The sequence below is a fragment of the Marinobacter excellens LAMA 842 genome, from assembly GCF_001574445.1.
GTDB lineage: Bacteria > Pseudomonadota > Gammaproteobacteria > Pseudomonadales > Oleiphilaceae > Marinobacter > Marinobacter shengliensis.
The window spans coordinates 13,832-40,153 of the sequence record NZ_LOCO01000010.1 but is presented as its reverse complement, the minus strand read 5'-3'; the positions used below and the strand labels follow the sequence as shown (position 1 = coordinate 40,153).

Sequence of the window (26,322 nt, the reverse complement as noted above, 5' to 3'; positions counted from 1 at the left end):
GCAAGGTTCCCTGTTCTGTATCAGAGTTTTATGACAGGGTGTTCATTCTTCTTATAAGTCAGTGAGCTTAGACAATAATCCACCTGTGTTAAACCTTTATTGCTGATTTTTTAAGCAGGGTATTTCAACTCTGTGATATGTGTACCCTTTTTACAGGTTAAAATGTCGCTTATAGTGACAAGCCTATGGATTCGTCTGTTTTCGGTTGCTCAAGCTACGAGGGAAGGCAAAAGTTGCGCCAACCAAGAACCATCGCGGTAACAGGCGGTAAAGGTGGAGTGGGAAAGACCACCGTTGCCGTCAATCTGGCGCTTGCCCTGGCCAAAGCCGGGCAGAAAGTGCTGTTGCTGGACGCGGACACAGACCTTGCCAACGTGAGTCTTCTGGTGGGGCTCTATCCGGAACGCACGCTTGCCGATGTGATTGCCGGCCGGTGTGGTCTGGCTGATGCCATTCTGCAAACCCACTATGGGCTGGACATTGTTCCAGGTGCCTCCGGGGTTCAGACGTGTATGGAGATGACCCGCGAAGACAGCCTGAAGCTCCTGAAGTCGCTGCATGAGCTGGAGCATTGTTACGATTATGTGATTATTGACACAGCATCAGGACTGCAGACTGTAGGTCTTCATATGATCGCAGCGGCAGAGTTGGCCTGTGTGGTCGTAACCCCTGACCCAGCCTCACTCACCGATGCTTTCTCCCTAATGAAAGTTCTCAAGCGCCGAGGGTACAGGCGCAGGCCGTCCGTGATCGTCAACATGGCACAAGGCGCCAGCCAGGCAAGATCGGTGTTCCAGCGTCTGAACGGTGCCTGCCAGCGGCATCTGCAGTGGACATTGCATTACCTGGGGGCACTTTGGCGGGATGAAACGCTTCGGCAGTCCGTGCTCAATCAACACCCTGTGACCCTGCTACCCACCTCTGACCCCTCATGCAGGCAGTTTCACACCCTGGCGGAAATGCTCAATGTTCACCTGGCGGCACTGCCTCGGCGCAAAGCCGGTATAGCGGCTTACTGGCATCAGGCCGCGCGCCGGCAAGCCGGGCAGGCTGAAGCCGCCATTCCCGGTGGTGAATCCGTCGGCGAGCAATGTCGTGCCCTGGTCGGGCAGTTGGAAAAATTGCTGGCGGCAAAGCCGGACGATGCCATGCTCCGGTATGACGCATTTACCCGTCTTTTTGCACTGTTGGGGCGCAACCCTGATGCCGATACCGTGGAGATCGTACAAACCGGGTTGGCATCAATGAAATGGGAGCATCTGCGCCAGGTTGACCGAGATAGGCTGGCGGCCCACCTGCGGCACCTGGCCGAGGATCTGGCGTCACCCTCGGCTCAGCCAGAGCCTGCTGCATTGCCCCAAGGGGTGGAGGGACCACTGTACGATCGAGTCAGTTTTGGCGAGCAGGATCAATTACTTCGTGTGCTGCGGGAGAAACCTTCGGATGTTTCCCTGGATGACCTCTTGCGTTCACTGGCAGGCAGGGATCCTACCCGATCGTGAACGAGCCAAGAGTATGTGCCCACTTGCTGGTCATTTTTTTAAGGATTTATGTGTCGTAATTTTGCAGTCTGTCACCGCCCTGTAACGATCATTGTGCAAGAATTGAACGAAATCGTGGCCCGCATTATGCAGGCAGCTCTGACAGGCGGATGCAAAACGGATGCATACATGTCGGGGCAAAGGAAACCGGCCCCCCGCGACTTTTGACCGGCGTTGATCGCTGGTGACATCGATCTCAGAGAAGGAGTTCTACCATGGCAAACCAGCAAGTGAATCAAAAAGAGTCTTCGTCGAAGGTGCTCGGGCAGCTCCGCGGCAAGCGGGTGCTGATTACCGGAACCACCGGCTTCCTGGGAAAGGTGGTTCTGGAGAAGCTGATCAGGTCCGTCCCGGACATTGGTGGCATTTACTTGCTGATTCGGGGCAATAAACGTCATCCTGATGCCCGCAGCCGCTTTGACAATGAGATTGCCACGTCATCGGTATTTGATCGCTTGAGGAGTGTCGATGCGGACTGGTTTGAAACCTTCCTCGAAGAGCGGGTTCATTGCATTACCGGTGAAGTGACGGAACCTTGTTTCGGTATGGGTGAGGACGCCTGGCAGAAACTGGCCGGAGAACTGGATGCCGTGATCAACTCTGCTGCCAGCGTGAACTTCCGGGAGGAGCTGGACAAAGCCCTGACGATCAACACCCTGTGTCTTGAGAATATCGCCGGGCTGGCCCGGCAGAATGCGGAGCTGGCAGTTCTGCAGGTGTCTACCTGCTATGTTAACGGCATGAATTCCGGGCCGGTCACCGAATCGGTGATCAAGCCTGCAGGTGAGTCGATTCCCCGCTCAAGCGAGGGGTATTACGAGATTGAAGAGCTGGTGCAGTTACTGCAAGACAAGATTGCCGATGTTCGCGCCCGCTACTCTGGCAAAACCCTTGAAAAGAAATTGGTGGACCTGGGTATTCGGGAAGCAAACCGCTACGGCTGGAGTGACACTTATACCTTTACCAAGTGGTTGGGCGAACAGCTGTTGATGAAGGCGCTGAACGGCCGAAGCCTGACTATTGTTCGGCCCTCCATCATTGAAAGTGCCCTGGAAGAGCCTGTCCCTGGCTGGATTGAGGGGGTCAAGGTAGCGGATGCCATTATCCTGGCCTATGCCCGGGAGAAGGTGACCCTGTTCCCGGGTAAGCGCTCGGGTGTGATTGATGTCATTCCGGTGGACCTGGTGGCCAACGCGATTGTTTTGTCGCTTTCCGAAGCCCTGGCAGAACCTGGTCGGCGGAGGATCTACCAGTGCTGCAGTGGCAGCTCCAATCCGGTCTCACTGGGGCAGTTCATCGACCATCTGATGGCGGAATCCAAAGCCAATTACGCCGCCTACGATCATCTGTTCTACCGGCAGCCCAGCAAGCCGTTCATTGCGGTTAACCGTACCCTGTTTGACCTGGTGGTCAGCGGTGTGCGCCTGCCCCTGAGTGTGACAGACAAGGTATTGAAGTTGTTGGGTAATTCCCGTGACCTGAAAATGCTCAAGAACCTGGATACCACCCAGTCACTGGCCACTATTTTTGGTTTTTACACAGCCCCGGATTACGTCTTCCACAACGATGAACTGCAGGCGTTGTCTGCCAGAATGGGTGAGGTCGACAAGGGGCTTTTCCCGGTGGATGCACGCCAAATTGATTGGGAAGTCTATCTGCGCAAGATCCACCTGGCGGGTTTGAACCGCTATGCCCTGAAAGAAAGAAAGGTCTACAGTCTTCGGGCTACCAAGCAGCGCAAAAAAGCTGCCTGATCATCCTTCCTGGGTCCGGCCAGCGGCCGGGCCTGCTCTCCCCACGTCATGTTTTGCCATTCCCCGATCTGCAACTATTCTTGATAAAGCCGCTGTTAAAGCTGCCAAGCCCTGCCTTGATCGACGCATTGCTGAACAGGTTAGCCCGAAAATGGCGGTAGGTTAGGACGTTAGTCTAATTCATTGTGCGGTGGCACACATGTTGAACTACATGCATCTGTCTTAAGGGCAAAAATCGCCCGACCACCCTGAATTTAAAAAACCGACAATGACAACAGACTCTGATTAAGGGGGAGCACAATGACTGATAAACAGGTATATCCGGTGAGTCCGGAAGTTGCCGAGCGTGCACTGGTCAGCAAAGAGCAGTATGAAGCAATGTATCGCCAGTCAGTAGAAGACCCGGATACGTTCTGGGGTGAGCACGGCAAGCGACTTGACTGGATCAAGCCCTACAGCAAGGTCAAGAACAGCACCTACGATTACAACAACCTGTCCATCAAATGGTTTGAAGACGGTGTACTGAACGCCTCCGCCAACTGTCTGGACCGCCACCTGGAGAAACGCGGCGATCAGACGGCCATCATCTTTGAAGGTGACGATCCTTCGGTATCCCGTAACGTTACCTACCGGGAGCTTTACGAAGAGACCTGCAAGTTTGCCAATGCGCTCAAAGCCCAGGGCGTTAAGAAAGGTGATGTGGTCACCATCTACATGCCGATGATCGTGCAGACCGCGGTTGCCATGCTGGCCTGTGCCCGGATCGGTGCGATTCACTCGGTGGTGTTCGGTGGCTTCTCCCCGGAAGCACTCGCGGCCCGGGTGGTTAACGGCAAATCCCGTTTTGTGATTACCGCTGATGAAGGTTTGCGCGGTGGCCGTGCCATCCCGTTGAAGAAGAACGTGGATCACGCGCTCAAGCACGAGGAAGACGCCAAGGTCGACAAGGTGATCGTGGTTACCCACACCGGCAACAAAGAAGTCCCCTGGACCGAAGGCCGTGACGTTCGTTACGAAGACCTGATCAAAGATGCGCCGGCCGAGTGTAAGCCGGAGCCGATGAACGCGGAAGACCCTCTGTTCATGCTCTATACCTCCGGTTCCACCGGTGCGCCGAAGGGCGTTCTGCACACCACTGGCGGTTACATGGTCTATGCCTCCATGACCCACCAGTATGTGTTCGACTACCACGACGGTGACGTTTACTGGTGTACCGCCGACTTTGGTTGGGTAACCGGCCACAGCTACATTCTGTACGGCCCGCTGGCCAATGGCGCCATCACCCTGCTGTTTGAAGGTGTGCCCAACTACCCGGACAGCTCCCGCATGGGCCAGGTTGTCGACAAGCACAAGGTCAACATCCTGTACACCGCGCCCACCGCCATCCGTGCGCTGATGGCCCAGGGTGAGTCCTGTATGGACGGCACTAACCGCGAAAGCCTCAAACTCTTGGGTTCGGTGGGTGAGCCGATCAACCCGGAGGCGTGGGAGTGGTACCACCGGGTCATTGGTAACAGCAAGTGCCCGATTGTGGACACCTGGTGGCAGACCGAGACCGGCGGCATTCTGATTTCTCCGCTGCCTGGTGCGGTCGACCTGAAGCCGGGTTCCGCCACCAAGCCGTTCTTCGGCGTTCAGCCGGCATTGGTGGATAACGAAGGCAACATCCTGGAAGGTAAGACCGAGGGTAACCTGGTCATCCTGGACAGCTGGCCGGGTCAGATGCGCACCATTTACGGTGATCACGAGCGGTTCATCCAGACCTACTTCAGCACCTACAAGGGCATGTACTTCACCGGCGACGGTGCCCGTCGCGATGAAGACGGCTACTACTGGATCACTGGCCGTGTGGATGACGTTCTGAACGTGTCCGGCCACCGCCTGGGTACTGCCGAGGTTGAGAGTGCTCTGGTGGCTCATGACAAGGTGGCCGAGGCTGCGGTGGTTGGCTACCCCCATGAAATCAAGGGGCAGGGCATCTACGTGTACGTGACCCTGGTACAGGGTGAGGAGCCATCGGACGAGCTGAAGAAGGAGCTGGTTCAGTGGGTTCGTAAAGAAATTGGCCCGATTGCGTCTCCGGATGTGATTCAATGGGCGCCTGGACTGCCGAAAACTCGTTCTGGCAAGATTATGCGCAGGATTTTGCGTAAGATTGCTGCTAACGAGCACGATCAGTTGGGTGATACGTCTACCCTGGCTGATCCGGGCGTAGTGGATGATCTGATCAGCAGCCGGGCGTTCCAGTAACGCCGGCGGTTGACAGCCCTAACCTGTGAGGAATCTGTTGAATGACACAAACAATTATCGTCGCTGATGATCACCCGTTGTTTCGGGCTGCATTGAAACAAGCGGTCAATCAGGCGGTGCCGGATGTCGAGACTGTAGAGGTCGACAGCATCAAGTCACTGCAGGCGGCGGTAGAGTCGCACCCGGATGCAGACCTGATCCTGCTGGATCTGAATATGCCGGGTGCCCATGGTTTCTCGGGGCTGGTGTTCATGCGAGGCCAGTATCCGGGGTTGCCGGTGGTGGTTGTGTCTGGCTCCGAAGACTTGCAGGCCATGCGTCGCTCGATTGACTACGGTGCCTCCGGGTTTATTCCCAAGAGTGCACCGCTGCCAACCATTACCCTGGCCATTCAGGCGGTTCTGGAAGGCGATGTCTGGCTGCCTGAGGGCATAGCCGACAAGATTGAGCGGATGCAGTCTGAATCCACCGATTTCTCGGAGCGCCTGGCGTCTTTGACGCCGCAGCAGTTCCGGGTGTTGGGTATGTTGGCTGAGGGGCTTCTGAACAAGCAGATTGCTTATGATCTGGATGTGTCTGAGGCTACCATCAAGGCGCATATCACGGCGGTGTTCCGCAAGCTGGGTGTTCGTAACCGGACTCAGGCGGTGATTGCCATTCAGCAGATGGAGCTTGATCCTTCGGAGCAGTCGCTTTCGGGGGGCTGAGATTCAGCTTTTAGCAGATGTATTGAGAACGGGCGCCTTCGGGCGCCCGTTTTTTTTGGAGTTAGGCGGTAGTCGGGATGGGCTTCTGAAACACGCTGTGAATACTTCCCTGTACGCTCCGCTCCGCCATCCCTGGCTCCGCAGGGTTTCAGAAGCCCATCCCGACTACCGCCCCGTACTCCGAGTGGTTTTCAGCGAACGCTTGTTTTTATTTTTCATGGGTTCTTTGATTTTTCTATTTTCCAGCCATTGTTTAGTTGTCTTTATTGGTATAAATTCGGCGAACACATGTACGCTGTAAATTTATTATTGTCGAAATTCAACTAAGCAAAGGTGAAAAATGAACGCAGCAGTGAAACCGGGAGCGGCGGAGGCCGTGGTGTATGGTAAGCCGGACGAGCGGGAGCTTCGGGACCGGATGAAGAAGGAGCTGCCCGCTGATACGTTCAAGGCCCAGACCTGGCGAGTGATCTGGTTCTTGCCCCTGCAGGCCGTTATCTGGGGTGGGCTGGCGGTGATTCTGATGGCGGGGTTGCCGTGGTATGCCAATCTTGGCCTGGCGTTGCTGGTGGGGCATACCATTGGCTGCCAGGCTTTGTTGGCTCATGAGGTGTTGCACGGGGCATTGGGCATGAGCCGGCGTTGGCAGAATTTTTTTGGCTGGCTGGGGTTTGGTCCGTTGATGGTGCCACCGGAGTTCTGGCGTAAGTGGCACAACGTGGTGCATCACGGTAATACCAACACCGGAGATACAGATCCGGACAGCTTCGGCACGCTGCGCCGTTATAAAACCAATCCCGGGCAGAAGAAGTTTCACAAGCTGGCGCCGGGTTCAGGCACCTGGTACAGCTATCTGTTCCTGACCTATTCGTTCACTTTTCACGCCCAACTGGTGCTGTGGATTCAGGCGAAACACCGAAAGCAGTTCAAGGGCTTTAACCGCAATCTGGCCATTGCTCAGGTGTTCTTGTGTCTGGCGTTGTGGGTTGCTTTGGCGGTTGTCTCAGGCCCGCTGGCGGTGTTCACGGTGCTGATTCCGTTCATGATGGCCAATGCCTTGGGGCAGGGCTATATCCTGACCAATCACTTCCTGCGGCCGCAAACGCCCACGAACAATCCGTTGGATAACTCCATGAGCCTGCGAAGCAACCCGGTTCTCGATCGATTGCATTTCCGGTTCAGTCATCACATCGAACACCATTTCTTCCCGAAAATGGCCCATAACATGGCGCCGCGGGTTCGGAAGTGGTTGGAGGAAAATGAGCCTGAGCGTTACATGGCGATGCCTCATGGCAAGGCGCTGAAAATGCTCTACACCACGCCTCGGGTTTACAAGTCCGCCACGGAGCTGGTGGACCCGAATAATGAGAGTCGAGTGTTTGATTTGCTGCCTTTGCAATCAGAATACTCGGCAGCGAACCGATCCCGTTAACCAACAAAGCAACCAATAAAGGTGTATCTCCGACAGATTCCGGTAGATGGCGAGATCAAGGTATTGATCGCAGGCCAATAATCCTTGAGAGTCCGCATGGCGGGAACTATATTGGCGGTCTGTTCTAAAGGAAAGTCGGAGATGTTCACCCCTCACCAAAGTACCTATTTTGCCCACTGGCTAACCCAATCCGGCAAAATCGAAAACCAGGTCTCCAGGGCCATGGCCTCCGCCCGTGTGGATATGAACCCACACCAGATTGACGCCGCCTGCTTTGCTCTTAAGTCGCCATTGGAGCAAGGGGTGCTGCTGGCTGACGAAGTAGGTCTGGGTAAGACCATAGAGGCCAGCCTGGTGATGGCGCAGAAATGGGCTGAGAACAAGCGTAACATCCTATTGATTGTGCCCGCCTCATTGCGGAAGCAGTGGAGCCAGGAGCTCGGCGATAAGTTTGAGCTGCCATCGGTGATCATTGATGGCAAAGTTGCTGCAAACCTCAAAAAAGAAGGAAAAGTCAATCCGTTCGATCAGGATGAGCAGATAGTTATCTGCTCGTATGAATACGCGGCTCGACAGCGTGACTATGTGCGATTGGTTAGCTGGAACCTTGTTGTCTTTGATGAAGCCCACAAACTTCGGAACCTCTATCAGACTAATGGCAGCAAGAGGGCAAAAGCGCTGGTGGAGGCCACCGAATTCGCTGAAAGCCGGGTACTACTGTCGGCGACACCGATCCAGAATAACCTGCTGGAACTCTATGGCCTGAGCCAGGTCATCGACCCCCATTTTTTCGGGGATGAAAAGTCGTTTCGGGCGCTCTACGTAAACCGGCAGCGCGATGAGAAGGCTCTGGAAGATCTCAAACGTCGCATTCGTCCATTATGCCACCGAACACTCCGGCGCCAGGTTCAGGAAGAGGGCGGTATCAACTTCACCAACCGCTATTCCATCACTCAAGACTTCACACCCTTGCCGGAAGAATGGGTGTTATATCAAAAACTGTCCCAGTATTTGCAACGGCCAGATAACGAGGCGATTAACCCCCGTGCTCGCCATTTGGTGAGCATGGGTTTGCGCAAAATTTTGGCCTCGTCGTCGTTTGCTGTAGCCGACACGCTCAAGGGCATGATTGAACGCCTTGAACAGCAGCAAAGACTCGATGAGGAGGCGCTTTCTGATATCGAAGAAATCGACGATTGGGCAGAGTCTGAAATTCAAGAGGGCGAGGGCAGCAGTGAGGGGACCAGCAACGAGGAGTCAGCCGGGTCTTCAAGCAAGCTGAGCCAGGAAATCGCCCAGCTTAGTGAGTTTCGCGACCTTGCCAAGGGTATTACCAGTAACGCCAAGGGGCAGGCGCTGCTCGCAGTGCTGGAAAAAGCCCTTACCATGACAGAGAGCCTTGGTGGGCAACGTAAAGCGGTGGTGTTTACCGAGTCTTGCAGAACTCAGCAATACCTTCAGGAGCTTTTGGAATCCGGCGGATACGCTGGCAGGACGGTATTGCTGAATGGGTCCAATAACGACCCTCGCTCCAAAGAAATCTATCAGGCGTGGCTGGAAGAGCATAAAGGGTCAGCTCGTATTAGTGGCTCGAAAGCGGCCGATATGAAAGCAGCGCTGGTGGATCAATTTCGCAGCAACAAAGCCGACATTCTCATTTCCACCGAAGCCGGCGGTGAAGGTATCAACCTTCAGTTCTGTTCCGTATTGGTCAATTATGATCTCCCATGGAATCCTCAGAAGGTAGAGCAGCGCATCGGTAGAGTTCATCGTTATGGCCAGAAGAACGACGTGGTGGTGGTTAACTTCGTAAACCGCAAAAACCCGGCCGATCGTCGCGTATTTCAGCTCCTTGATCAAAAGCTCAAATTGTTTGAGGGTGTATTTGGTGCCTCCGATGAGGTGCTCGGAGCGATTGAAGGTAGTATTGATATTGAGCGCCGCATTTATGAGATCTATCAGAAGTGCCGTACCGATCAGGAAATTGAGTACCAGTTCGATCAGTTGCAACAGTCTCTAGAGGAGACGTTGGTTGCGAGAGAGACGGCTGCCCGTGAGGCCTTACTGAATAACTTTGATCGCGATGTGGTATCAGCCCTCAAAACCCGCCGTGACCAAAGCAAGGATTTCTTGCAGGAATACGAACAAGTGTTAATGGATCTGGCTCGAGCTGAATTGCCTGAAGCCCGATTTAACACCAACCACTTCTACCTTAATGATCAGCGTTATGACTTGAGCTGGCCGCTGGCTGAGCAGAACGACTCCGAGTTTTTCCGTTTACAGGCTACCGAGCATTATCTGGCCTGGGACCTGGTGCGCAGGGCCAAGGCCCGTAACCCGGCGCCAGCACATTTGGTGTTTCATTATAATCAGCTTCAAGGACAGTACGCGGCTCTTAAAGATTATATTGGCCAGTCGGGTACGCTCAGCGCTTTTGAAATACGGTTCACCTACAACAAGGGGCGAACCCAGAACACGCGTCTGGTGGTACTTGCACAAACGAACGACGGCCGCAGACTGACACTTGAGAATGCAGACCACTTGATGTCAATACCCGCTCTTGAACAGCCGCTCAGTGACCCCGTTCCGGAACGGCTCTTCGCCGAGTGGCAGACGCAGGTGGTGGAAGAAACCGAAGCCGAAACAGAAGCGGAGTTGGATCAGTACCTGGAGCAGGAATCCGAGAAGCTTGAGCGCTGGGCGCAGGATCGCCGGAAAGCGCTCATGACCACCGTGGATGAGCTTGATGAGCAAATACGAGCCTATAAAAAAGACGCAAGACAACTGGCTTCGACAGCGGAAAAAATACAGGCTAAGAAAGAGCTTCGTAAATTGGAGCGCAAGCGGGACGATGCTCTGGCAGAATACCACCAATCCAAGAAAGCCATTGAGCAAGAGGAAGACCGCCTGTTGGACGAAGTGAGCGAAAAACTGGAATTGACCCGCGAGATCAAAGAGCTGTTTACCGCCCGCTGGACGCTCACCCACTGACGCTAATCCGATAAATAGAAGCCAGGGACCATCATGGACAGAGAAAAGCTGGTTAAAGATCTGCTGTACCAGATTCGCCTCGGGGAAGACTCCGGCTACGAGTTCAAACGCGTTGAAATACGCGGCAACAAGATCAAAGGCCCAGGCCAAAAAGACCTTGCCGACGAAATGGCCGCTTTCGCCAACCAGAAAGGCGGCTACCTGATTCTGGGCGTAGACGACAAAACCCGGCAAATCACCGGCATTCCGGCCGATATGCTTGAGGCGGTACAGAAGCGGGTGAAAGACGCCGCCATCGACAACGTGGAGCCACCGTTGCCCATTGCTACCCGCTTGCTGGAACTGCCCGACGAACACGGCGATATGAAAAACATACTGCATGTGGACATTGAAAAAAGCCTGTTCGTGCACAGCAGCAATGGCCGTTATTTCCACCGGGTGGCTGAATCCAAACAACCCATGAAGCAGGAGTACCTGGCCCGGCTGATGATGCAACGAAGCCAGTCTCGGCTGATCTGGCTGGACGAACGCCCGGTGCCTGGCACCCGTTATGAAGATCTGGATCCGAGCCTGTACCGCAAGTTCCTGCGTGAGGAAGGCCAGCCCGAACGCACTCAGCTCCGCAAACTTCGCATGCTGGTGGACGACGATGAAGGCAATGAAAAGCTGAGCGTTTCTGGGGTCTTGCTTGGTACCCCAAGCCCGGTCAACTGGCTGCCAAACGCCTATATTCAGGCCGTTTGTTACGCCGGCGACGACCGCGATGCAGACCAGCAAACCGATGCCATGGATTTCACCGGCCCTTTGGATCAGCAAATCAGCGGCGCTCTGGCATTCGTTGAAAAAAATCAGCGCGTGGCCGCCCGTAAACTGCTAGGCCGGGAAGACATTCCCCAGTACAGCTTGACTGCGATCTTCGAAGCATTGGTCAACGCCGTCGCCCATCGGGATTACGACATTTACGGCGCCCATATCCGCCTGCATATGTTTGCCGACCGGCTGGTAATCTGTTCACCCGGCGCTCTGGTCAACACCATGGAAGTGGATGAGCTGATGGCCCGGCAGGCCTCCCGCAACCAGTTAATCACCAGCTTGCTTGCCCGTTGCCCCTACGAACACGCTACCATCAACCGGTCCCGGATGATGGACAAGCGAGGAGAGGGGGTACCGGTTATCCTCAACGAGTCTGAAAAGTTGTCTGGTAAGCGACCGGAATACAAGATGGTAGGAGAGGAACTTCAGCTCACGATTTATGCGGCGAAGAAGGAGCCTTACCGCCCATGACGCTGGATGATCGCGCCACCAGGCTGTCAAAACTGGAACTGATCCGATTGCTCAATGCCGTTTACGGCGTTGAGAGCCATGTCGATGACATCATTGACCGGTACCTGGCGGCCGGGGAGGGCCCGGGTGACGAAAGCGTGGCCCTGGTGGAAACACTTTCCGCCCAGTTGAAGCAGATCGCGGACGAAGATGAATTCTATGGTTACCCGGGTAGCTATGATTTCAGTGAGCGCTTGTCTTCCGTTCTGTCTGCTATTGACAATTTATTGCGCCCACAAGATCCCCAGGCCGCACTGAGCCTGACTGAAACGTTTCTGGAGCTGGCGGACGAAGCCTTTCAGCGCGTGGATGATTCCGATGGCTATGTGGGCGGTATTTTCAAAGACGCCACCAACCAGTGGCTGGCCATTGCAGCCGAGTTGCGCCAACGGAAACCCGATGCCGAAAACTGGCCGGAAAAGGTGCTGACGTTTTTTGATAATAACGACTACGGCGTTCTGGATGACATCATCACCAATAGCGCCGCGTTACTGACAAAACACGAACTGAACCAACTGGCCGCACACTTTGAGGCCGAGGCGAAGGCTGCTTTGGCGTCTCCCCGGGAACCCGGTCGCTATAATTTTGAAGCAGCCCATGCCTGCATCGGCATCAAATCCGTGGCGGAAGCTCTGCAAGACATGGCCCTGTATGAACAGGCTACGTTGCTCACCAGTCCGGTGCCCAATACCCTGCAACTGGCCAGCATTATTGACTTCGCGCTGGCAATCGGCGAGTTGGATAGGGCAGGCTACTGGCTTGAGCAGCCCCAGTGGCAAGACGATCAGTGCCGTTATCGATCCCTGCGTTACCTCTGGCTCAAGCGCAAAGGAGACACCGACCTGCTCAAAACGGAACTTTGGGAGGATTTCACTCAGCGCCCCCACAGATACACTCTGGAGCCACTGTGGCAGATGGTCAGCGATCCAGAGAAGCAGCAACTCCGGCAGCAGGTGGAGAACCTTGCAAGAGATGCCGTCGGCCCCGAAGATTGGGTCAATATGTTATTACTCGTGGGCAGCGTAAACAGGGCAGAGATAGTCTTGCTTGAGCAGCCGGACCAATTTGCCTCTGTGCATTACGGTACCCTGCTCAGCTGGGTTGAGATCTTCGCGGAAGAGCACAAACCTCTGGCGCAAGTGATGTGTTATCGTGCGCTGCTGAATGACTTACTGGATCGGGGGTACACCCGTGCCTACCGTCACGGTGCCCGTTACTTTCATAAACTGTTAGCGCTGGATAAAGTTCTCGAAGATTACCGTGGACTGGAGGATGCGCAGGCCTTTATCTGCGGCTTACAAACCCGACACTGGCGCAAACGCTCTTTCTGGAATCTGGCGGATTACCCCAACAAACCGCCGAAAGACTAACACCAGCAAAGCCGCCGCAGGAATTCTGTTTTCGTATTGACCAAGGACAACGCAGTACCATGACCAACCCAGACACTTCGATGAACGGCCAGTCCCTGGACATTGCCGAGCAGCGCAGAAAAGAGCTCGAACAACTGTTCCCGGCCATCTTCACTGAAACCCGCAACGATCAGGGTGAGTTGAAGGTGACCATTGATCTGGAGCGCCTGAAAGCCGAGCTGGGTGAGTTCACGGATATCTACGATAGCCGTCGCGAACGTTACGGCATGGACTGGCCCGGCAAGCGGGACTGCCTGCGGCTGATCCAGCAGCCCTCCACCGCCACCCTCAAACCCTGCCGGGAAGAATCGGTGGATTTTGACACCACCGAAAACCTGTTCATCGAGGGCGATAACCTGGAAGTGCTCAAGCTGCTGCAGAAGAGCTACTACGGCAAGGTCAAGATGATCTACATCGACCCGCCCTACAACACCGGCAAGGAATTCATCTACCCGGACAATTTCAGCGAAAGCCTGGACACCTATCTGCAGTACGCCGGCCTGAAAGACAGCGAAGGCCGCACCTTCTCCACGAACACTGCCAACGAAGGCCGCTTCCACACCAAGTGGCTGAACATGATGTACCCGCGCCTGTACCTGGCCCGCAACCTGCTGCGGGAAGACGGAGTCATCTTTATTTCCATCGACGACAATGAGGTGGAAAACCTGCGGCGGATGTGTGATGAGATTTTTGGAGAAGAGAATTTTATTGCCTCTTTGATCTGGGAAAAGGGTCGGAAAAACGATGCGAAGCTTTTCTCAGTTGGACATGAGTACGTTTTAGTTTTCGCGAGGTCGCTGTCTTTTTTGAGAGAAAAAGAAGTTATTTGGCGTGAGGAAAAGCCGGGAGCGAAGGAGATTTGGGATGAGTATATTGCGATTAAAGGACAGGTCTCGGAGATTCCTGAAATTGAGGAGAGACTGAAAGATTGGTTCAACGGTCTGCCGCAATCACATCCATCTAAGAAGCTACAACGGTATAGACGAGTCGACCAGAATGGTCCTTGGCGTGATGATAATATTTCTTGGCCCGGTGGTGATGGGCCAGATTATGATGTGGTACACCCGAGAACAGGAAAGCCTTGTAAAGTTCCAGAGCGTGGATGGGTATATTCAACCCCAGAAAAAATGCAGGAAATGATCCGCCTGGGAGTAGTTGAATTTAGGGATGATCATACGCAACCTCCGATTAGAAAATCCCATCTTCGGCCGATAAAAGGTGTGGACGAGAACAGTGACGAATTGGCAGAAAATACAGACGATGATGGCTTAGCGGTTAAAGTTCGGGGTAGCTATTTCTATAAGCAGAGCCAAGTCTCAGTGAAGTACCTAAGGTCCTTGATGGGAGCCAAAGTTTTTGACAATCCAAAAGATCACGTCGAGCTTAAGAAGTTAATAAAGTATTGTTGTGGTAATGAGGGCATTGTACTAGATTTTTTCTCCGGTTCAGGAAGCACTGGTGAAGCAGTCTTTGACATTTGTTGTGAGGATGGTGCTGGACTGCGATTCATTCTGGTTCAACTTCCTGAGCCAAATAGAGAAAACGATAAAACTGGTAGCATAGCTCTCAAGCATGGCTACAAAACAATTGCTGATATCTCAAAAGAGAGACTCCGGCGCGCGGGAGACAAGATCCGGAAAGAGAGAGGTAGTGAACTTAATTTTGAGGGGAGGCTGCTCTGCGATCTCGGCTTCAAAGTCCTAAAACTCAACCAAAGCAATTTCAAACTCTGGCAAGCCCCCGCCAAAGATGTCTCCGACGAAGAGCTCCTTGAACAGATGGAGCTGAACGTCGACCACATCGACCCCAACGCCAGCCAGGAAGACCTGCTATACGAACTGCTGATCAAGGCCGGCGTGATGCCCACGGAAAAAGTGGAGCAGGTCGAACTGGCCGATCACATCCTGTTTTCCGTCGCCGAAGGCTCCCTGCTGGTGCATCTGGAAGACGACATCGACCAGGCCCTGATCGACGCCGTGCTGGCCAAAGCCCCCGGCCAGTTTATCTGCCTGGACAAAGCCTTCCACGGCAACGACCAGCTCAAGACCAACGCCGTGAAAACCTTCGAGGCCTTTAACCAGGGCAAGGAAAAAATCGACCAGATCGATTTCAAAACGGTGTAAGGGGTGTTGGCATGAAACTGAAGTTCAACCCCAATCTGGATTACCAGCAGGACGCCATAGAATCCACTCTGTCTGTGTTCGAGGGCTTGTCCACCTCTGGTGAGTCCTATCGCAAGCTGGGCATCGCCAACACCCTGACACTGGACCCGGACAAGCTGCTGGATAACCTGCACCGGGTGCAGGAACAAAACTTTATCGAGAAATCTCCGCACCTGTTCGAGCCCGGAGACGACTATCCGTTCCCCAATTTCTCGGTGGAGATGGAAACCGGCACCGGTAAAACCTACGTCTACCTGCGCAGCATCTTTGAACTGCACAAACGCTTGGGGCTGCGCAAATTCATCATTGTGGTGCCCTCGGTGGCCATCCGCGAGGGCGTGCTCTCGTCCCTGGCCATGATGAAGGGGCATTTCCGCAGCCTGTACAACAAGGCGCCTTTCGATCACTACGTCTACAGCGCTAAGGATCTTTCCAAGGTGCGCCAGTTTGCCACCGCCAACACCTTGCAGATCATGGTGATTAACATCCAGGCGTTTCAGCGGGACGCAGGGGATGTGGACAGCTACGACAGCCTTACCCCGGAAGAAATCAAGAAGCTGTCGGTGATTCACCGGGAGCAGGACCGGATGTCCGGCGTGAAACCGATCGAGTTTATTCAGGACGTGCGGCCGGTGCTGATCATCGATGAGCCACAATCCGTAGACAATACCCCCAAGGCTCGCCGGGCGGTGAACCACCTTAAGCCATTGTTCGCCCTGCGCTATTCCGCCACTCACCGCAACCCCTACAACGTGGTGTATCAGTTAGGGCCGGTTAAGGCGTATGACATGAAGCTGGTAAAGCAGATCTCTGTGGCGTCTATTCAGTCCCAGAGCAATGTAAACCAGACGTACCTGAAACTGAGCAAGATTGGCTACAGCGGAAAAGCCAAAACACCGTCGGCTTCGGTGATCATTTTTGAGGACACGCCCAACGGCACCCGGGAAAAGACCGTCAAGCTCAAGCAGGGAACGGATCTGTCAGACCATTCCAACCGCCTTGGGTATCAGGGCTATGTGGTGGATGAGATATACGCGGAGCCGGGTGCGGAATTCGTTCGCTTTGCCAACAACATCATTCTGGAGCCAGAACAGGAGAAAGGCGGCATCCACGACGATGTGTTGAAAGCGCAGATCCGCCAGACGGTGGAGGAGCACTTCAAGAAAGAGCGCAACCTGCAAAAACAGGGCCTGGATGTGAAGGTGCTGTCGCTGTTCTTCATCGACAAGGTGGCCAATTACCGCTACTACGATGAAAACGGCCATGTTCAGAAGGGCAAGCTGGCCCGTTGGTTTGAAGAAGCCTACAGCGAACTGGCCGCAAGCTCGCTGTTTAGCGACCTGCCAAAGAGGAATGTGGAGCAGGTGCACAATGGTTACTTTGCCGAAGTGAAAAAGCGCGGCAAAGTGGTGGAGCTGAAGGACACCAGTGGCACTACCGCCAGTGACGCCGAAGTCTACGAGCTGATTATGAAGGACAAGGAGCGCCTGTTGGACGAATCCGAACCGCTGCGCTTCATCTTCAGTCACTCAGCCCTGAAAGAAGGGTGGGACAACCCGAATGTGTTTCAGATTTGCACACTGCGGGAGTTCGGCAGCGAAAAGGAGCGCCGACAGACCCTTGGCCGTGGTCTGCGCCTGTCCGTAGACGCCAACGGTGACCGGGTTTTTGACCCGCAGGTGAACCGACTGACGGTGGTGGCCAGCGAGTCCTTTGAGGAATACGCCAAGAATCTGCAAACCGAAATGGAGAAAGACATCGGCGGCGGCTTCAAGTTTGGCCGGGTGCCTGTTATCGCCTTTGCGCCGCTGGCGATCAACGACACCCAAACTCTGGGCCAGGAAAAATCCCGCCATCTGTGGCAAGCGCTCAAAGCGGAAGGCTATCTGGACGCCAAGGGCGACCTCACCGCCCGTTTCCAGCCGGACGACATGTACTTCCAGCTGCAAGTGCCGCCGGAATACCAGCCGCTGGAAAACGAAATCATCGACCGCCTGCGCAGCTTTATGTTTGCAGGCCGGGTTCAGGATGCACGCAAGCGAACAGCCGTTACCTACAACAAAAGGGTGGAGCTGAACCCCGATTTCAAGGCGTTGTGGGACAAAATCAGCCAGAAAACCCGGTACTCTATTCGCTTTGATACCCAGCAACTGATTGATCTGGCCAGCCACAAACTCCAGAACATGCCCGTGGTCAAGCCGGTGACGCTCACCATTGACCATACCCAGGCCAAACTGACCGATGCCGGATTCGGCAGTGACCGGCAAATCTCCACCACCAAGGAGCGCTATGTCAGCTCCCATGAAGTCTTGCCGGACCTGATTGGCGCCTTGCAGGAGCGCACACACCTGACCAGAGGAACCTTGCTGACCATCATTCGGGGGTGCCGTCGCCTGGGTGAGTTCAAGGCAAACCCGCAGGGTTTCATCACCGAAACAGCGCGGCAAATTCAGAAAGCACTGGATGAACTGTTGGTGGATGGCATTCGCTACGAGAAATTGGCCGGCGAGCACTTCAAGATGGAGCTGTTCGATGAGCCAGAGCTGGAGGCGTATCTGGACCGCTCCTATCAGGTGCAACATGGCAATCAGGGCGATCAGGTTCAGACACCCTACGATTACATCGAGTGCGATTCGCATATCGAGAGGATGACGGCACAGGCGCTTGACGGCGCGGAGAACGTGAAGTTTTACTGCAAGCTACCCCGCTGGTTCACCATTCCCACGCCGGTCGGCGACTACAACCCGGACTGGGCGGTCGTGCTCGAGGAAGATCGCAAGGTTTACCTGATTCGTGAGACCAAAACCACCCACGATAGCGACAAGCGCCGGCTGGAGGAGAATCTGAAGATTCTGTGTGGCGAAGCGCATTTCGAGGCACTGGGGGGTGTGGACTACAAAGTGGCGGCTTCGGTGGCGGAGGTGACCGCTGTGTAATGCCGGAGCCTCATGCGGAACGCTTAATACGTTTGCACAGGCTCCTTTACTCAATCTGACTGTTGTTCATACACCCTGTGCAGCCAAGTGGAATCGGTGCGCCATTCGGTAGGCTGCCGTCCCAATGCACATTGCGTAATGGTCCTTATTTTCGGCGATTGTTTTCAGAAACTTTTTCCTTGCTTCTTTGGCCATCCACCTAAAAGCGTTCCTTGCTGGACCCAAGGGTTCGGGTACGTAGCGCATGGCCTCAGTGCAGCCGCCGGATTCCTGAATTAACTCGTAGGTCAGATTAAATAGCGGCTCATTTGGGAACCAACTTGCAGCTTGTTGGCCAAATATCGTAACCAGAAATTGTTGCAGATGGTCCCTTTCATAAATATCCATACTCATCTCTCCCTGATGTTTCTGATCAGTTCCTTATACTGTTTTTCGGTTCCCGCGATAGTCATCTGATGGATAGCAACGCGATCAAAGATATAGAGGTAACCTTCCTCATTTTGTTGGTTGTAAGTTCCCAAAATCTTGGCATTGCCAACGGTCTCTTCGACTACTTGACCCTCCGGTAGACCGAACTGGCGAGCCTGCTCTTCCGCAAGCACTTGAAGCCATTTAGGTAGAGAGTCACGCCGGGCAGGAAGGAAGATTGAATGGAGATACACTTCCTCTATGCCCGAGAGGTTGATCTTGGGATAGATCGCGGTTGAGTCTACGACTCGGTGTGACAGAGACCAGTCATCGTATTTGAGGATGAGCGTGGTGCTGCTGTGGGATATTAGCTTCGGCTCGGCGTAGTCCAGGGCCAAATCTTGAGACAAGACTAGCTCCCCGGATTGGGCCTGAAAAGCAGTTAATAGTATGGATAGCAACAGTAACCGTGTTGCCGCCATAAAACCTCCTTGTTTTAATCCAGTCGTAATTCGACGTCTGGAATTTTTGCTGGCCGGTTGGCACATGTCAATCCGAATGTCGTTAGCAATCGCCCAATGCGAAGTGGGTCTCACGGTTAGCGGAGTGGGAAACTTGAAAGTCTAACTGCCGGCGTACCCAAGCTCCTTGTTAACAAGGTTGAACAGCTCGCCACCCTTGTGCCAGCGGTCAAAGTTCTCCAGGAACTGGTCCGTCAGCGCCCGCTTCCAGCCGATGAAATCGCCCGCCATATGCGCCGTCATGATCACATTCTCCCGCTCCCAAAGCGGATGATCTTCCGGTAACGGCTCCTCCTCGAACACATCCAGGGCCGCGCCGGCAATTTCGCCGTCGTCCAGCGCCTGGATCAGATCATCCGTCTTCACAATGGGCCCGCGGCCAATATTGATCAGCCTGGCCGACTTCTTCATCGCCGCAAACGCCTTGCTGTCGAACAGTCCCTCGGTTTGCGGTGTCAGTGGTGCGGCAATCACCACAAAGTCCGCATGGCTCAACTGGTCATACAATTCATCGTTGCCGTGCACCGCTACAAAGTCCGGGTCTTTCTGCCGGGGCGTGCGGGCAATGCCATGGGCATGCATGCCTGCGGCGTTAACCAGTCGGCCGATCTGACGGCCGATGGAGCCGGCGCCCACTACCAGCACCTGCTTGCCTTCGGCCCGCTCTGTGTCCCGATGCTTCCACTCGTGCTTCAGTTGTAAGCGGATGGACCGGGGGAAATCCTTGGCGAACATCAGAATGCTGCACAGCACATATTCCGCAATGGTCCGGTCGAAGATGCCCCGGGCATTGGTCACGGTAACGTCGCCTTTGATCAGTGCCGGGAACATGAGTGCATCGACACCGGCGCTGGTGGCGTGAATCCATTTCAACCGGTCTGCGGTTGGCCAGGCGGCTTCCAGAGCTTCAGTCCGGAAATCGGTCACCATCATGACATCGGTGCCGGGCAGGGTGTCCCGGAGTGTCTGTTCATCGCAGGCGAAGCGAACTTCCGCCCTGGCCTGAACGGCTTCTATGCCGGGAGGCGGTGCCTCGCCAGGCGCTGTCAGAACAGTGACAACCGGTTTGTTGGACGCTGTCATTTCACCTCCGCAGGAATCGCAACGATTGGTTTTAGTCCATCGTTGTAGTCTGGTAGGCGAGTGGGTGTGGGTCAACCTGGCTTGACGGATCCATTGCCTCGGCGGGTTTGTTCAGTCTTTAGTCCCACTGGCCTTGTACCGCTGATTTTTACTGACTAACCTGCAGGGGTAGGTCTTTATTTACCCTGTTATCGGGAGGTGCGTATGGCGGAATCCGCGAACAAGGATGCCGGCGAGACCAAGCCGCGGAAAGTGAAGTACCGCAAGACCAAGGCCAGCTGGAACCCGGCCATGCAGGCCATTCCTGTTTCGGGGATTCGCCGGCTGGTGAATATGGCATCCACCATGAAGGATGTGATTCACCTGTCGATAGGGCAGCCAGACCTGCCAACACCAAAGCATATTATTGATGCCTATATTGACGCGCTGAACGCCGGCCAAACTGGCTACACCATGGATGCCGGCCTGCCGGAACTGCTGGTGGCGCTACGGGATTACTATGGCAAGCGCTACAACCGCAAGCTCACCCGCGACAATATTCTGGTAACAAGCGGTGCCACCGAGGCCATGTACCTGGCCATTTCGGCGACCTCGGCGCCCGGTCGTCAGTTTATCGTGACGGACCCGTCGTTCCTGCTCTACGCACCCCTTATCCGGATGACCGGCGGTGAGGTGAAGTTTGTGCCCACCCGTGCTGAGAACAACCACCAGCTGGACCCGGATGATGTGATCCGGGCCATGGGGGCACGAACATTCGCTCTTATCCTGAATAACCCCAACAATCCGACCGGAGCGGTGTATCCCCGCAGTACCGTCGAGACGATTCTCGAGGAGTGCGCCTATCGCGGGATTCAGGTATACGCAGATGAGGTCTATGACCACCTGATCTTTGATGATGATGACTTTGCCAGCGTCCTGAACTGTTCTATGGACCTGGACAACATCATGTGCATCAGCAGCTTCTCCAAGACCTACAGCATGGCGGGTTTGCGGGTTGGTTGGGTCATCTCCAGCCAGGCGGCAATCAAGTCGCTACGGCGCTACCATATGTTTACCACCTCGGTGGCCAATACACCGTCGCAGTTTGCCGGCGTGGCTGCCCTGACGGCAGACCAGCAGTGCGTCCGCGACATGGTCGATATCTATCGCGAGCGTCGGGACAAGATTGTGGAGCTGATCGACCAGACTCCCTATCTGACCGGCTACAAGCCCGGCGGCGCATTCTTCGCTTTTCCGGATTTGCCGCCCCATGTGGATGGTTCTGATCTTGCGCTCCGGATGCTGAAGGAAACCGGGGTATGTGTGGTGCCGGGTGACGCCTTTGGTGAGCACTGCACCAATGCCCTGCGCTTCAGTTTCTCGACGACCTGTGAGCGGATGGAAGAGGCGTTCGACCGGATCATCCCCTGGATGGCCAAGCAGCAGTTCTGAGTTCGCATGTCTGCGCTTGATTCAGTGCTCGTTCAATGCCCTTACTGCTGGGAGACGCTGGAAATCAGCGTCGACCCCTCGGTGGCTGAACAGGAGTATGTCGAGGATTGCCAGGTGTGCTGTCAGCCCATCGTGCTGACCGTAACGTTTGATGAACGGCTGACCCCAACCGTGCAGGCCCGTGCTGAGAACGACTGACTCCCTCACCAATCGTTAATCAACACGGCTTGCGTGGAAGGCATGCCTGCCGCAGGATAGGGGGCTCGGTTTCAGAGGAAGAAAAATGAAAACATTCATGCAGGTTCGGGCCTGGTTCCCGGTTCTGGTGCTGGCAGTACTGGCCAGTGGTTGTGCGAGCATTTCACCTTATGCCATCTCCGAGGGCGAGATTGAGCGGCATCTCAAGCGGGCCGTGGCCGACTATGATCGGCAGCATTTGCAGAGTGGATCGCCGCTCAGCCTGAGTCTTAGTGATGCAGATATTACCCTGGGGCCGGATGGTCGCGATGTCGCGGTGATTGATCTTCGGGGGCAGGTGGCTTTGAACGCACTGATGGCCAAGCTGCCGGTGGACCTGGCGCTCAAGGTTGAAGGTGCACCAGTGTATGACAGTCAGGAAAAAGCGGTGTACATCCGCCGGCTCCAGCTTCTGGAGAGCTCCATTGATTCACCCTTTTTCAAGGGCGACCTGGCGCCGGTCACGGACAACGTGATGCGGGTGGTGGCCCAGATGCTGGAAACCATGCCGGTGTATCGCCTCAATGAGGAAGACTTTGCCCAGCGGATGCTGGGCATTGTGCCCGTGGATATCCGTGTTGCCCCCGGGCGCCTGGAGTTTGTCACCGCCGACAGATAATACCGCCGTGGTTCCAGGATAGGCTCTGTGAGAAAGGCCGGATGATGGATATCATCCGGCCTTTTTCGTTTCATGAAATGGGGCTCAGGCGGTGGCTTTCAGGGCCTCCTCGAAGATGCCGGTCGCTTCATCAATCTGGTTCTGGGTGACGATCAGTGGCGGCAGCCATCGGACGATTTCCTGGTAAGGCCCGCAGCGAAGCATCAGTAATCCCCGGTTTTCGCATTCCTTGAGGATCTTGCCGGCCCGTTCGCCATCGGGGCAGTCGCCCCGGCGCATTTCAACTCCGACCATCAGGCCTTTGCCCCGGACATCGGCCATCTCCGGATAATCCTTTTTCAGGGCATGCAAATTGTCCCACAGGCGTTTACCCATGCGGTCTGCGTTTTCCACGAGGCCCTCTTCGCGAATGACGTCGATGGTAGCAATAGCTGCCGCCGCAGCCACGGCGTTGCCTCCGTAGGTGCCACCCTGTGAACCGGGCCAGCCTTTGGACATGGTTTCCTCGGAAGCCGCCAGGGCAGAGATCGGGAAGCCGCTGGCCAGGCCTTTGGCGATCATGATGGCATCCGGGGTTACGCCAAAGTGTTCATGGGCCCAGAACTTCCCGCTGCGGCCGAAGCCGGCCTGCACTTCATCGAACACCAGCATGATGCCGTGTTTGTCGCAGCGTTCCCGAAGGCCCTTCAGGAAGCGGGCGTTGGCGGGTACGTAGCCGCCTTCACCCTGAACCGGCTCAATCAGCATGGCGGCGGTTTCCTTGGGGGCCGAATAAGTTACGAAGATTCTGTCCAGCTCCCGCAGGCAGAAGTCGGTGGCTTCGTCCAGGCTCCAGCCATAGTGAAAAGCGTGTGGAAAGGGGGCAACCACAACGCCACCCATCATCGGGCTGACACCGGCCCGCAGGGCAACGCTGGAGGTGGTCATGGACAATGACCCCATGGTGCGGCCGTGGAAGCCGCCATGGAATACAATCACGTTGGGGCGTCCGGTGGCCTGGCGAACCAGGCGAACCGCGCCCTCGGCCACCTCGGTGCCGGAGTTGGAGAAGAAAAAGGCATTCAGAGGGTCTGGTGTCAGCTCTCCGAGTTTTTCCGCCAGTTCCGGCAGCCTGGGGTTCATTACCGTGGTGGCCTGGGCGTGAATCATGGTAGCCACCTGTTTTTGGGCTGCGGCCACCACTTTCGGGTGGCAGTGGCCGGTGCTGGTGACACCGATGCCGGAGGTGAAATCCAGATACCGACGGCCCTCGGGGTCAATAATATAGGCGCCTTCGCCTTTGGCGGCAGTAATGCCGGTAGCCTGCTTGAGCAGGGGAGACAGTTTGCCTTTATGGTCGGTCATGGGCACCTCCCGAAGTGAATGAAATACCTCTTTAGCAGACTAGTCAGGCCTGCAGGCGTTTACAAATGGCATCGCCAATCTGGCTGGTCGCCCGTTGCTGGTTACCCTGTTCGGCAAGGTCAGCGGCTACTGCGTCGAACAGCTCCTTCCCGGCCTGTGCCAGTTTGGGGTCTTTGCGGCCAAGCCAATCGAGCATACGCGCCGTGGTAAACAGCATGGCGGTGGGGTCTGCAATACCCTGGCCGGCAATATCCGGTGCACTGCCATGGGTGGGCTCGAACATGGACGGCATATTCGGGTCGGTCGGGTTGAGGTTGCAGGAGGGAGCAACGCCCATGCCGCCAGACAGGACGGCTGCCAGGTCGGTCAGGATATCGCCCTGCAGGTTGCTGGCCACCACCACATCAAAGGCCCAGGGGCACTGAACAAACTTCATGCAGGCGGCATCTACGAGTTCGTGGTGGGTGGCCACGTCGGGAAAGTCGTGGCTGACTTCCTCAAAGACTTCGGTGTACATGTCACCCCAGTAACGCAAGGCATTGCGCTTGGTCACCAGGCAAACCTGGCTTTCACAGCTTCGGCCATCCAGTGTGCGGAAGGCGCGGGTACGGCCTTCCTGCACCCGCTCACCGGCACGCTTGCGGGCCTGCTCAAAGCCGTAACGGATGATTCGTTCGGTGGCCCGGCGGGTAAAAACCTCCATCTGAGTGGCCACTTCGTCTGGCTTGCCCTGACGCAGTCGCCCGCCCTGACTGACGTACTCGCCTTCACTGTTCTCGCGGATCACCAGCATATCGATGTCCTTGGCGCGATCATCTTTCAGGTACTGCCTGGCGCCCGGTAAGAGTCGCGCAGGGCGTTCACACACCCACTGGTCGAAACCTTTACGCATGTCCAGCAGGGGAGCCAGTGAAATGCTGTCTGGCAGGAGGTACCGGTTGGTGTCGTCCATAGGGCCGGGATCGCCCAGGGCGCCCAGCAGGATGGCGTCATAGGCCTTTAACTGGGCAAGCGCGTCTGCCGGCCAGGATTCGCCGTATTCTTCGTGCCAGGCATGTGATGGCCAGGGGAACCGGGTCCATTCCAGTGCCAGGTTGTGCTTCGCGCGCAGGGTCTCCAGACAGCGGACAGCTTCGGCGACAACTTCCGGACCGATGCCGTCTCCGGGGGTAACTGCGATGCGAGTGGTCTGGGCCATTCCCGAGCCTCCTAACGTGCGGTGTTTGCGGGTTTTGAACAACAACCCCAGTGTAGTCCTCGGGCTGGCAGATGCCAGTGGTGGTGGCTTTAATTAATTGACGAAGTTTTACGACCTGTCGGTTGATAGCTATAGTGGAAACTAATTGATTCTTTTAAGCTTCCAGCGACATGTATCTGTTTTTGTTCCGGAGCCCGTGTGAATAAACCCGAAGTGCTATTTGATGAGTCACATTGTGAGCAGTGTGCCTGTGGGAGCGGTCTGGATTTTGCGTTCAGTTTTGCCTTCCAGCCCATTGTGGATGCGGACAACAAAACAGTGTTTGCCTATGAGGCGCTGGTGCGCGGCCCCGAAGGAGAGGGCGCCATGTCGGTGCTGTCCAGGGTAAATGAAAACAACCGTTATGCGTTTGACCAGATTTGCCGGGTCAAAGCGGTCAAGCTGGCAGCCAAGCTCGACATGCAGCCGCTTCTCAGCATCAACTTCATGCCGAACGCGGTGTACAAGGCTGAATATTGCATCCGGACCACTCTGGCGGCGGCGAAAACCTACAACTTTGATACCCGGAAAATCATCTTCGAGATGATTGAAAACGAGGATCTCAGTTCCGTAGAGCATCTGTCCTCCATCATCGAGGCGTACCAATCGATGGGGTTCAGCACTGCGATTGACGATTTCGGGGCCGGTTACTCCCGCTACAACATCATGATGCTGAGCCCGCCGGATCTCCTGAAGCTGGATATGGCGCTGGTGCGGAATATTCATGACGATTCCAATAAACAGGCGGTTGTGCTTGGAATCATCACCATGATGCGCCATCTTGGTGGTCGGATTATCGCGGAAGGCGTAGAAACCAAAGAGGAATACTTCTGGCTGCGCTCCCAGGGAATTGCGCTCTATCAGGGCTACCTGTTCGCCAAGCCGGGGTTTGAGTGCCTGCCGGAGCCCGTGTTCCCGGACTGACCACCTAAATGTA

At 55.4% G+C, this 26,322-nt stretch carries 19 protein-coding genes; 14 read left to right on the top strand and 5 right to left on the bottom strand.

The window, feature by feature from the left end:
- The first annotated feature begins 185 nt into the window (after positions 1-185).
- The 10 genes from J122_RS10445 to J122_RS10400 all read left to right on the top strand — a co-directional run bounded on the left by J122_RS10445 (position 186) and on the right by J122_RS10400 (position 18,505).
- The gene (locus J122_RS10445; protein WP_061332256.1) at positions 186-1,502 is read left to right on the top strand and encodes a MinD/ParA family protein; all 1,317 of its coding nucleotides are present in this window, start codon (positions 186-188) and stop codon (positions 1,500-1,502) included.
- Positions 1,503-1,756: 254 nt separating this feature from the next.
- Positions 1,757-3,295: a fatty acyl-CoA reductase gene (locus J122_RS10440; protein WP_061332255.1), complete on the top strand. Its 1,539-nt coding sequence runs from the start codon at positions 1,757-1,759 to the stop codon at positions 3,293-3,295.
- A gap of 300 nt (positions 3,296-3,595) precedes the next feature.
- Positions 3,596-5,545 (top strand): acetate--CoA ligase, encoded by a 1,950-nt coding sequence (gene acs / locus J122_RS10435; RefSeq protein ID WP_061332254.1) that lies wholly within the window; start codon positions 3,596-3,598, stop codon positions 5,543-5,545.
- A 41-nt stretch (positions 5,546-5,586) separates the two neighbouring features.
- Positions 5,587-6,252 (top strand): LuxR C-terminal-related transcriptional regulator, encoded by a 666-nt coding sequence (locus J122_RS10430; protein WP_058090659.1) that lies wholly within the window; start codon positions 5,587-5,589, stop codon positions 6,250-6,252.
- A 340-nt stretch (positions 6,253-6,592) separates the two neighbouring features.
- Positions 6,593-7,684, top strand: a complete 1,092-nt coding sequence (locus J122_RS10425) for a fatty acid desaturase family protein (protein ID WP_061332253.1) — start codon at positions 6,593-6,595, stop codon at positions 7,682-7,684.
- 84 nt (positions 7,685-7,768) lie between these two features.
- A complete protein-coding gene (locus J122_RS10420; RefSeq protein ID WP_156471746.1) occupies positions 7,769-10,675 on the top strand; it encodes an SNF2-related protein in 2,907 nt (968 codons plus the stop codon).
- Positions 10,676-10,708: 33 nt separating this feature from the next.
- The gene (locus J122_RS10415) at positions 10,709-11,959 is read left to right on the top strand and encodes an ATP-binding protein (RefSeq protein WP_061332252.1); all 1,251 of its coding nucleotides are present in this window, start codon (positions 10,709-10,711) and stop codon (positions 11,957-11,959) included.
- Positions 11,956-13,368: a DUF6880 family protein gene (locus tag J122_RS10410; RefSeq protein ID WP_061332251.1), complete on the top strand. Its 1,413-nt coding sequence runs from the start codon at positions 11,956-11,958 to the stop codon at positions 13,366-13,368. Before J122_RS10415 ends, J122_RS10410 begins: the two co-directional genes overlap by 4 nt.
- 59 nt (positions 13,369-13,427) lie before the next feature.
- On the top strand, positions 13,428-15,530 hold the full coding sequence (locus J122_RS10405) for a site-specific DNA-methyltransferase (RefSeq protein WP_061332250.1): 2,103 nt from the start codon (positions 13,428-13,430) through the stop codon (positions 15,528-15,530).
- A gap of 11 nt (positions 15,531-15,541) precedes the next feature.
- Complete coding sequence (locus tag J122_RS10400) at positions 15,542-18,505, top strand: DEAD/DEAH box helicase family protein (protein ID WP_061332249.1); 2,964 nt, start codon at positions 15,542-15,544, stop codon at positions 18,503-18,505.
- Between the two features lie 66 nt (positions 18,506-18,571).
- On the opposite strand, the gene J122_RS10395 is transcribed toward J122_RS10400, so the two are convergent.
- The 3 genes from J122_RS10395 to J122_RS10385 all read right to left on the bottom strand — a co-directional run bounded on the left by J122_RS10395 (position 18,572) and on the right by J122_RS10385 (position 20,517).
- Positions 18,572-18,892, bottom strand: a complete 321-nt coding sequence (locus tag J122_RS10395; RefSeq protein ID WP_061332248.1) for a hypothetical protein — start codon at positions 18,890-18,892, stop codon at positions 18,572-18,574.
- Positions 18,893-18,894: 2 nt separating this feature from the next.
- Positions 18,895-19,395, bottom strand: coding sequence for a hypothetical protein (locus J122_RS10390; RefSeq protein ID WP_061332247.1), 501 nt, complete (start codon positions 19,393-19,395; stop codon positions 18,895-18,897).
- Between the two features lie 141 nt (positions 19,396-19,536).
- Complete coding sequence (locus tag J122_RS10385; protein ID WP_061332246.1) at positions 19,537-20,517, bottom strand: D-2-hydroxyacid dehydrogenase; 981 nt, start codon at positions 20,515-20,517, stop codon at positions 19,537-19,539.
- A gap of 204 nt (positions 20,518-20,721) precedes the next feature.
- Here J122_RS10385 and J122_RS10380 point away from each other — a divergent pair, with 204 nt between their 5' ends.
- From J122_RS10380 to J122_RS10370, 3 genes are all read left to right on the top strand, one after another.
- Entirely contained in the window at positions 20,722-21,948 is a 1,227-nt protein-coding gene (locus J122_RS10380; protein ID WP_061332245.1) for a pyridoxal phosphate-dependent aminotransferase, read from the top strand.
- Positions 21,949-21,954: 6 nt separating this feature from the next.
- The gene (locus J122_RS10375) at positions 21,955-22,146 is read left to right on the top strand and encodes a CPXCG motif-containing cysteine-rich protein (RefSeq protein WP_058090649.1); all 192 of its coding nucleotides are present in this window, start codon (positions 21,955-21,957) and stop codon (positions 22,144-22,146) included.
- Between the two features lie 85 nt (positions 22,147-22,231).
- Positions 22,232-22,804 carry a DUF1439 domain-containing protein gene (locus J122_RS10370; RefSeq protein WP_058090648.1) on the top strand — a complete coding sequence of 191 codons (573 nt, stop codon included), beginning with the start codon at positions 22,232-22,234 and terminating at the stop codon, positions 22,802-22,804.
- Between the two features lie 84 nt (positions 22,805-22,888).
- On the opposite strand, the gene J122_RS10365 is transcribed toward J122_RS10370, so the two are convergent.
- Both J122_RS10365 and J122_RS10360 read right to left on the bottom strand, forming a co-directional pair.
- Positions 22,889-24,148 (bottom strand): aspartate aminotransferase family protein, encoded by a 1,260-nt coding sequence (locus J122_RS10365; protein WP_058090647.1) that lies wholly within the window; start codon positions 24,146-24,148, stop codon positions 22,889-22,891.
- 43 nt (positions 24,149-24,191) lie between these two features.
- Positions 24,192-25,346, bottom strand: coding sequence for an isocitrate/isopropylmalate dehydrogenase family protein (locus tag J122_RS10360; RefSeq protein WP_061332244.1), 1,155 nt, complete (start codon positions 25,344-25,346; stop codon positions 24,192-24,194).
- 198 nt (positions 25,347-25,544) lie between these two features.
- Between J122_RS10360 and J122_RS10355 the strand changes: the two genes are divergently transcribed.
- Positions 25,545-26,309, top strand: coding sequence for an EAL domain-containing protein (locus J122_RS10355; protein ID WP_197463839.1), 765 nt, complete (start codon positions 25,545-25,547; stop codon positions 26,307-26,309).
- The last annotated feature ends 13 nt before the right edge of the window (positions 26,310-26,322 follow it).

Bases quoted from the DNA above. Each gene is read 5' to 3' on its own strand.
- J122_RS10445 (WP_061332256.1), top strand. From the start codon at position 186: ATGGATTCGTCTGTTTTCGGTTGCTCAAGCTACGAGGGAAGGCAAAAG.
- J122_RS10440 (WP_061332255.1), top strand. From the start codon at position 1,757: ATGGCAAACCAGCAAGTGAATCAAAAAGAGTCTTCGTCGAAGGTGCTC.
- acs (WP_061332254.1), top strand. From the start codon at position 3,596: ATGACTGATAAACAGGTATATCCGGTGAGTCCGGAAGTTGCCGAGCGT.
- J122_RS10430 (WP_058090659.1), top strand. From the start codon at position 5,587: ATGACACAAACAATTATCGTCGCTGATGATCACCCGTTGTTTCGGGCT.
- J122_RS10425 (WP_061332253.1), top strand. From the start codon at position 6,593: ATGAACGCAGCAGTGAAACCGGGAGCGGCGGAGGCCGTGGTGTATGGT.
- J122_RS10415 (WP_061332252.1), top strand. From the start codon at position 10,709: ATGGACAGAGAAAAGCTGGTTAAAGATCTGCTGTACCAGATTCGCCTC.
- J122_RS10410 (WP_061332251.1), top strand. From the start codon at position 11,956: ATGACGCTGGATGATCGCGCCACCAGGCTGTCAAAACTGGAACTGATC.
- J122_RS10405 (WP_061332250.1), top strand. From the start codon at position 13,428: ATGACCAACCCAGACACTTCGATGAACGGCCAGTCCCTGGACATTGCC.
- J122_RS10400 (WP_061332249.1), top strand. From the start codon at position 15,542: ATGAAACTGAAGTTCAACCCCAATCTGGATTACCAGCAGGACGCCATA.
- J122_RS10395 (WP_061332248.1), bottom strand. From the start codon at position 18,892: ATGGATATTTATGAAAGGGACCATCTGCAACAATTTCTGGTTACGATA.
- J122_RS10390 (WP_061332247.1), bottom strand. From the start codon at position 19,395: ATGGCGGCAACACGGTTACTGTTGCTATCCATACTATTAACTGCTTTT.
- J122_RS10385 (WP_061332246.1), bottom strand. From the start codon at position 20,517: ATGACAGCGTCCAACAAACCGGTTGTCACTGTTCTGACAGCGCCTGGC.
- J122_RS10380 (WP_061332245.1), top strand. From the start codon at position 20,722: ATGGCGGAATCCGCGAACAAGGATGCCGGCGAGACCAAGCCGCGGAAA.
- J122_RS10375 (WP_058090649.1), top strand. From the start codon at position 21,955: ATGTCTGCGCTTGATTCAGTGCTCGTTCAATGCCCTTACTGCTGGGAG.
- J122_RS10370 (WP_058090648.1), top strand. From the start codon at position 22,232: ATGAAAACATTCATGCAGGTTCGGGCCTGGTTCCCGGTTCTGGTGCTG.
- J122_RS10365 (WP_058090647.1), bottom strand. From the start codon at position 24,148: ATGACCGACCATAAAGGCAAACTGTCTCCCCTGCTCAAGCAGGCTACC.
- J122_RS10360 (WP_061332244.1), bottom strand. From the start codon at position 25,346: ATGGCCCAGACCACTCGCATCGCAGTTACCCCCGGAGACGGCATCGGT.